We start from the raw sequence: 7,301 nt of genomic DNA on the forward strand, positions 1-7,301 counted from the left end.
CCAGGCCAGAAACCCCTGAATATCGGCCACCTTCGGCCCACTTCCGACCGGCCACCCGAACAGGTAGAACCCCGATGGCAAGCGCCTTTGCGCTCCCTTACCCGCTCCCGGCAACGACGCCGATCACCGTCGCCTTCGTCGCCTACCCGCAGATGGGCCTGCTCGACCTGAGCGGCGCACAGACCGTGTTCTGGGCCGCCAGCAAGGCCCTGGCCCAGCGCGGCCTGCCCGGCTACCGGCTGCTGACGGCGAGCCTGCGCGGCGGACTGGTGAGCACCGTCGAAGGACTGTCGGTGGATAGCAGCGTGCTGGCTGAACTCGACCTCGCCGAGGTCGACACCCTGGTCGTCCCGGGCGCCCCGGACATCGGCGAAACCCTCGACAGCCACGGCGAACTGGCGGCCTGGCTGAGCCACGCGGGGTCCAAAGTGCGTCGGGTGGCCTCCGTGTGCAGCGGCGCCTTCCTGCTGGCCAAGGCCGGGCTGCTCGACGGCTGCCGCGCCGCGACCCACTGGGCTCTGTGCGACACCCTGCAACAGCGCTTCCCGGCTCTGGAGGTGGACGCCGACGCGATCTTCATCCAACAGGGCGCGGTCTGGACTTCGGCAGGGGTCACTGCCGGCATCGATCTGGCACTGGCGCTGGTGGAAGCCGACTGCGGCCGCGATGTCAGCATGCAGGCGGCGCGCGAGCTGGTGGTCTACCTCAGGCGCCCCGGCGGGCAGGCGCAGTACAGCACCCTGCTGCAATTACAGACCCAGGACAGCCCGGCCTTCGACGAGTTGCACCTGTGGCTGGCGGAGAATCTGGGGGATCCGGAACTGACCGTGGAACGCCTCGCCGAGCAGGCGAAAATGAGCCTGCGCAATTTCTCCCGCGTGTACAAGGAACGTACCGGGCGCACACCGGCCAAGGCCATCGAACTGTTGCGCCTGGAAGCGGCAAAACGCCTGCTGGAGAACTCCTCGCGCAACATCGAGCAGATCGCCCGCGCCTGCGGTTTCGCCGACGAGGAACGGCTGCGCAGCACCTTCCAGCGCCACCTGTCGATCTCCCCGCGCGACTACCGCAGCCGCTTCAGCCGCTGAGCCTCGCTCAGGCCACGGCCAGCGCCAGCGAACGCTCCGGCTGCAGCTCCAGGTGGCGGGCAAAGCAGCCACGCACCGGGCGCAGGCTGCGAATGAACAGCGGGTCGTCGAACATCGTCCGCAAGCGGTTCAGCGCACTGCTGACGGTGGCCTGGCAGAGGAACAGGCGTTCGCCCGCCCGGGTCACGTTGCGCTCGCGCATCATGGTTTCGAAGACAACCAGCAAGTTGATATCAACATGTCGCAGGTCATTTCTGTTCATGGTTTCGCCCGCCTGGTGAAAGTTGCATCCGAACTGCCTTTCGCAGAGCCGGCTCACTTCTCCAGGCTTGCGATGTGATTGCAGGCTATTCAGGCGTAACCGCTGAGTCAGTTGTACATGGGTGCAATATCGCCACCCGTTGGTTATCCGAACTAATACCTGGGTATTGTTCCGCTCAACGTCCTGCTGCGAATATCACCCGCATCAGACGGCCAGCCGGAATATCCATACCCAGGTGTTGCCCGACGATACCTAGGTATACTTCTCCGACTTGTTCGACGGCGTATCTTGCAAATACGGCAGGCGCCGCCACGCGCGCCCCAGAGGATGCAAAAGACGCAAATGCGCATCAAGGCTGTCATTGCAGTAGTCGACGACGATGAATCCCTTCGCACCGCACTGGAAGGCCTGCTGCGCGCCACCGGCTACCTGGCGCGCACCTACGGTGGGGCGCGCGAGTTCCTCGGCTCCGACGGCCCGGAACTGGCCAGCTGCCTGATCTCCGATATCCAGATGCCGGGCATGTGCGGCGTGGAGCTCTATGAAGCGCTGCGCAGCCGTGGCCTGGACCTTCCGGTGATCTTCATGACCGCCTACCCCGGCGAGCGGCCACGTATCAGCACGGACATGCCCGGCGTTATCGCCTGCCTGCCCAAGCCGTTCGAAGCGGAACAATTGCTGGCCTGCATCGAAACTGCCCTAGTTCTGAAATCCTGAACGCGAAAATCCCCCGCAAGCTATTCCCGTCCCTGATCACTGCACTGCAGCTCCCCGTCGATACCTTCGTATAGTTCTCTTCAACACATGCGTAATTCCTGCACACCGATGTAGAAGTGCGCCCGGAAGTTTTCCTCCCTAGCATGGACTCACAGCGGATGACTGCAGACGGCACAACGCAAACCAGGTTTGCAACTACCCGTCAGCGTCACGCCGAACTTGAAGCAGTGACTTCAAGGAAATTCATCCATTCGAGTCAGGAGCACATGATGAAACAGCAACTTCTGGTTATTGGCGCGGGCTTCGGTGGACTGTGGAGCGCACTGAGCGCCGCCCGCCTGCTGGACATGCACGGCCGCAACGATGTGGAAATCACCCTGTTGGCGCCGCAGCCTGAACTGCGCATCCGCCCGCGCTTCTACGAACCCGATGTGCACAGCATGTTCGCTCCGCTGACCGAGCTGTTCGAGGTCGTGGGCGTGCGCTTCGTCAAGGGCACCGCCGAGAGCATCGACGAGCAGTCCCGTAAGGTCGGCTACCGCGATGAAACCGGCCGCGCTGGGGAGCTGAGCTACGACCGCCTGGTACTGGCCAGCGGCAGCCACCTGTCCCGCCCGCCGGTACCGGGCCTGAACGAGCATGCCTTCGACGTCGACCAGATCGAATCGGCGGCGCATCTGGAAAGCCACCTGATGTCGCTGCGCAACCAGCCGGCCGGTCGCGCACGCAACACCGTGGTGATCGCCGGCGGCGGCTTCACCGGTATCGAGACCGGCACCGAAATGCCGGCCCGCCTGCGTGCGATACTGGGTGAAGACCAGGATGTCCGCGTGGTCATCGTCGATCGCGGCGAGCGCATCGGCGCGGTAATGGGCGAAGGCATCCGCCCATCGATCATCGAGGCCTCCGACAGCCTGGGCATCGAATGGATCACCGGCGCCACCGTCGCGGCCGTGGACGCCAACGGCGTGACGCTCGCCGACGGCCGCCACATCGAGAGCCACACAGTAATCTGGACTGTGGGTTTCCGCGCAAGCCCGCTGACCGAACAGCTGACAGCCCAACGTGATGGTCAGGGCCGCCTGCACGTGGACGGCAACCTCAAGGTTCGTGGACTGCAGAACGTCTTCGCCGCCGGTGACGTCGCCTACGCCGCGACCGACGATATCGGCAACTTCGCCGCGATGTCCTGCCAGCACGCCATCAGCCTCGGACGCCACGCCGGCAACAACGCCGCCGCCGACCTGCTTGGCGTTGCCCCGACCCAGTACCGCCAGCCCAAGTACGTCACCTGCCTAGACCTCGGCGCCTGGGGCGCCGTGTATACCGAAGGCTGGGACCGCCAGCTGAAGCTGGTGAAGGCCGAGGCCAAGGAACTCAAGACGCAGATCAATACCGTCTGGATCTACCCGCCGGCCGCCGACCGCCGCGCCGCCCTGGCCGCCGCTGACCCGCTGATCCCGGTGGCCTGATCGCTCTATCCACTTTATTCGCTCCGCCCGCACTCCCTGGCCCCGAGGGAGCGCCATTCGCCTGATGGACCGGACCTAACAAGCAACAGGAGACCACCATGACCATGCACCTGAATACCTTCGCCCAGCCCGATGCCACCACCCCGGCCCAGGAACTGGTGCCTTCGCGCTACGCCCTGCGCGTGGGCGAGATCGACGTGCTGGTGGTCAGCGACGGCGTGCTGCCGCTGCCGACCGAAACCATGTCGACCAACGCCACGCCGGAAGAGCGCGCGGCGTGGTTCAAGGAGATGTACCTGGGCCCGGACATGTTCGACTGGGCACTGAACGTGCTGCTGGTGCGCAGCGGTGAGCAGACCATCCTGATCGACGCCGGCCTGGGCAACCAGTTCCCCGGTTTCCCCCGCGCCGGGCAGCTCCCCAAGCGCCTGAAGGATGCCGGCATCGAGCTGTCGTCGATCACCGATATCGTGATCACACACATGCACATGGACCACATCGGCGGGCTGCTGACCGACACTGTGAAGAACGGTCTGAGCCCTGAGGTGCGCATCCACGTCACGGCTACCGAAGTCGACTTCTGGAAGATCCCGGACTTCAGCCTGACCGAAATGCCGCAGCCAGTCCCAGATGTCCTGCGTCGCACTGCCAATGAATTCATGGCGCATTACGAAAGCCGGCTGCACATCTTCGAGGACGAACACCAGGTTGCGCCGGGCGTGGTGTCCAAGCTTACCGGCGGTCACACCCCCGGCCATTGCATCGTCTACGTCGATTCCGCCGGCGAGCGCTTGACCTTCGCCGGCGACGCGCTGTTCCCGGTGGCTTTCGACCACCCGGAATGGCACAACGGCTTCGAGCACGACCCGGAAGAGTCGGTCCAAGTGCGCGTGCGCCTGCTGCGCGAGGCGGCGGCAAGTGGCGAACTGTTCGTCGCCACCCACCTGCCCTTCCCTTCGGTTGGCCGCGTAGCCATTGATGGTGATACCTTCCGGTGGATTGCAGGCTTCTGGAACTACTGATACCAAATGTTCTACCCCTGTTCCGCTGGATGCCTTTCAAGGACCCAGCGGGACAAGGGTTTTGATTTTCAATGTCAGTAACTGGTTAGTAGCAGAGGCGCACCTTCAGGCGCAGGCAAGTATTCAAATAGAAGAGTTTTGGATTCCGCTGGTAACTCCCCTCAAAAGGCTCCGGCCTGTATCCCGGTGCTAAAAGAGATAACATCGTCAAACCTCAGTCTGTTCCGCCATCTCCAGAGCGTCATCGACCTCAATGCCCAAATACCTAACCGAGCTCTCCACGACCAGCAGCTTTAGACCCAGAGCGGCCGCTCGACGAACTCTATCTTCAGCCTCCCAGCAGGCGTTTGAGCCACGAGTTGTCGTAAACTGCTCAAAGCCTTGGGCTGCCTGTACATAAGGAAAAGTGAATTTTATGACAACACTTCTTGAATGCTCAAATGAGGTTTTCAGTCGTGGAACCGTATTCAGAGCCAAGGGTTCATACCCGTATGAAGATGTTGTCGATTTCATGGTTTTTGAAACACTGGACGAGGATCGTCGCTTTGGGCTGATGGTTACCACTGGCTATAAGGCCGGCCTGCCGCTGGTTTGGCTACCTAGGGAGAGCAATGCCGAATGCCTTGGCCTCAGCAAGGAGTGGGTTTTGGCCAACTGGGGCAAGTGGATCTATCCGGACTGTGAAGTCTCACAAGTCCTTGTGATTGAAGGCTATAAACCTGGTTCGCACCCCTCCAGATGCTGAGCGGTTGGTGTCGCACCGAATCGACTCTGGTTTTCGTAGACGCCTCGAACGACTGCTCTGGGTCGAAACCGGTCATCCCCGACCGGCAGCTATCGACCCAAAGCGGACATCTGTAATCGGGGCCGCTTCGCGGCCCATCGCCGGCAAGCGCGGCTCCCACAAGTACAGCGCATGCCTGAAGGCTGGTGATATTCCTGTGGGAGCCGGCTTGCCGGCGATGAGGCCTGCACTGACTACAGAGCTTTGGATCAGTGTTCGCTTTGGGTCGAAAACGGCCACTCGTGAACGGCCGCCTTCTTCCATGGCGAGCTTTCGCAGTCTGGCCCCAGCGCTCATTGGCTTGGCTGCGTCTCCTCCTGCTTGAAAACACGAAATCCGCGCGCCTGATAATTTCCAAGCGCGGCAGGATGGTCGAACGTGCATGTGTGTACCCACACCCGCTCTGTACCTTGCCATTCCCACGCAGATCGAACAGCGTGACTCAAGAGTGCCCCGCCGAAGCCACACCCTAGAAACTGCGGTGCCAACCCGAAGTAGCGGATTTCGCAGTTACAGCCATCGGGGCGATAAAGCTCGTAATAGCCGGCTATCGCGCCACGGTGATAGGCAACCCAGGTACGGTGGCACTCCTGTTCAACGAGTGCCTGCCATTCGGAACTGCTCCAGCTATCAAGATCGCCCCACTCCCAGGGCGTTCCTACCAGCTTGTAGAGAAACCGATTGAATTCCGCCTGAGGCACTTCACATTCGATGATTTGAAGGTCGTGACGCTGTGGTTTTTCCTGCAGCTCGGAAGCCGAGGTCATTTCCAGGTAATAAGTAATGCAAGACCGTTCCATCGTAGACTCCCTGCGTCTTCCCGCTAGCGATCAACAAGCATGCCAGCTGCGGCTCGACTGCGGCTACACCTGATGTCTGCTTCGGCTAGAAAGCAGTCGCTATCAGTAATGGATAACGCTTGGCTCGCGTTGCGCGAACCACAGCTTGGCGCAATCGGAATCAGCCATGGCATCTTGTGCTAGTGCCATCCCCAAACCCGCACCGTAGCATCTCCTTGCCCAAACGTATTGCACCAAGCAAGGAGAAAACATGGTTACCGACACCGCATTGATCACTGGCGCCTCGGGTGGCATCGGACTGGAACTGGCACGCCTCCATGCGGCCAAGCGTGGCGATGTCGTCCTGGTAGCGCGCTCGCGTGACAAGCTGGAGTCCATCAAGCAGGAACTTCAGACTCGATACGGCGTGAAAGTGTATGTAATCGTGGAAGACCTGGCCGATCCTGGCGCAGCAGATCGGGTATTCGCTGCCACCGAAGCATTGGGGTTGTCCATCGACGTTCTGATCAACAACGCCGGGTTCGGTGGCCACGGGAAGTTCGTCGAACGCGACATCGCTGCCGATCTAGCCATGATGCAAGTGAACATGACCGCGCTTACCGCTCTGACCCATCATTATCTGAAGGCGATGGTGTTGCGTCGACGCGGGCGTATTCTCAACGTCTCGTCGACCGCCTCGTTCATACCAGGCCCCCTGCAGGCGGTTTACTACGCCACCAAGGCATTCGTGACATCCTTCACCCAGGCTATCGCCGAGGAAACCCGGGAATACGGTGTAACCGCCACTGCGCTGTGCCCGGGCGCGGTCGCAACAGGTTTCGTCGCCGCAGGTGATCTGCAGGGTGTGGATGCCTGGAACAATGCCAGGACGGCACAATCCGTGGCGCAATGCGGTTACCAGGCCATGGAGCGTGGTGAACTGGTTGCGTTCAATGAAGGCAAGTTGCGCGTCATGCTCGACTGGATTGTTCCGCTGTTGCCTCGCAAACTGGTGCTCAGGATGTCCCGCAAGGCAATGGAAAAGGCATCCTGAGAAGGCCAGAGAAGCCCTACCCGTGATCGTGTCCCGGGAAGTGGTGTAACTCATCATGGCTTTGGCCATTGAGCTTGCCGTTTAGTTGATCACGGCCGACAGCTTGGCCTGTGGATTATCGCT

Annotated in this window: 7 protein-coding genes and 1 pseudogene; 6 read left to right on the forward strand and 2 right to left on the reverse strand. The window is 61.4% G+C overall.

Features of this window, described 5'->3' with window-relative positions; all coding sequences use genetic code 11:
* Window positions 1-74: 74 nt before the first annotated feature.
* On the forward strand, window positions 75-1,088 hold the full coding sequence (locus CAG22_RS16505; protein WP_085705812.1) for a GlxA family transcriptional regulator: 1,014 nt from the start codon (window positions 75-77) through the stop codon (window positions 1,086-1,088).
* A gap of 37 nt (window positions 1,089-1,125) precedes the next feature.
* Here CAG22_RS16505 and CAG22_RS16510 read toward each other — a convergent pair.
* Window positions 1,126-1,350, reverse strand: a pseudogene (locus CAG22_RS16510) (LysR family transcriptional regulator); the annotation flags it as partial.
* A gap of 342 nt (window positions 1,351-1,692) precedes the next feature.
* Here CAG22_RS16510 and CAG22_RS16515 point away from each other — a divergent pair.
* The 4 genes from CAG22_RS16515 (at window position 1,693) to imm45 (ending at window position 5,306) form a co-directional block, all read left to right on the forward strand.
* On the forward strand, window positions 1,693-2,067 hold the full coding sequence (locus CAG22_RS16515) for a response regulator transcription factor (protein WP_085692999.1): 375 nt from the start codon (window positions 1,693-1,695) through the stop codon (window positions 2,065-2,067).
* Between the two features lie 269 nt (window positions 2,068-2,336).
* Window positions 2,337-3,539, forward strand: a complete 1,203-nt coding sequence (locus CAG22_RS16520) for an NAD(P)/FAD-dependent oxidoreductase (protein ID WP_085588171.1) — start codon at window positions 2,337-2,339, stop codon at window positions 3,537-3,539.
* Window positions 3,540-3,637: 98 nt separating this feature from the next.
* On the forward strand, window positions 3,638-4,561 hold the full coding sequence (locus CAG22_RS16525) for an MBL fold metallo-hydrolase (protein ID WP_085588169.1): 924 nt from the start codon (window positions 3,638-3,640) through the stop codon (window positions 4,559-4,561).
* Window positions 4,562-4,976: 415 nt separating this feature from the next.
* Window positions 4,977-5,306: an Imm45 family immunity protein gene (gene imm45, locus CAG22_RS16530; protein ID WP_085588167.1), complete on the forward strand. Its 330-nt coding sequence runs from the start codon at window positions 4,977-4,979 to the stop codon at window positions 5,304-5,306.
* Window positions 5,307-5,638: 332 nt separating this feature from the next.
* Here imm45 and CAG22_RS16535 read toward each other — a convergent pair whose 3' ends face one another.
* Window positions 5,639-6,145 (reverse strand): GNAT family N-acetyltransferase, encoded by a 507-nt coding sequence (locus tag CAG22_RS16535; protein ID WP_025339481.1) that lies wholly within the window; start codon window positions 6,143-6,145, stop codon window positions 5,639-5,641.
* A gap of 250 nt (window positions 6,146-6,395) precedes the next feature.
* Between CAG22_RS16535 and CAG22_RS16540 the strand changes: the two genes are divergently transcribed.
* On the forward strand, window positions 6,396-7,178 hold the full coding sequence (locus CAG22_RS16540; protein WP_085705813.1) for an SDR family oxidoreductase: 783 nt from the start codon (window positions 6,396-6,398) through the stop codon (window positions 7,176-7,178).
* Window positions 7,179-7,301 lie beyond the last annotated feature (123 nt).

This window comes from Pseudomonas sp. B8(2017) (genome assembly GCF_002113575.1).
Classification (GTDB): Bacteria; Pseudomonadota; Gammaproteobacteria; order Pseudomonadales; family Pseudomonadaceae; genus Aquipseudomonas; species Aquipseudomonas putida_Z.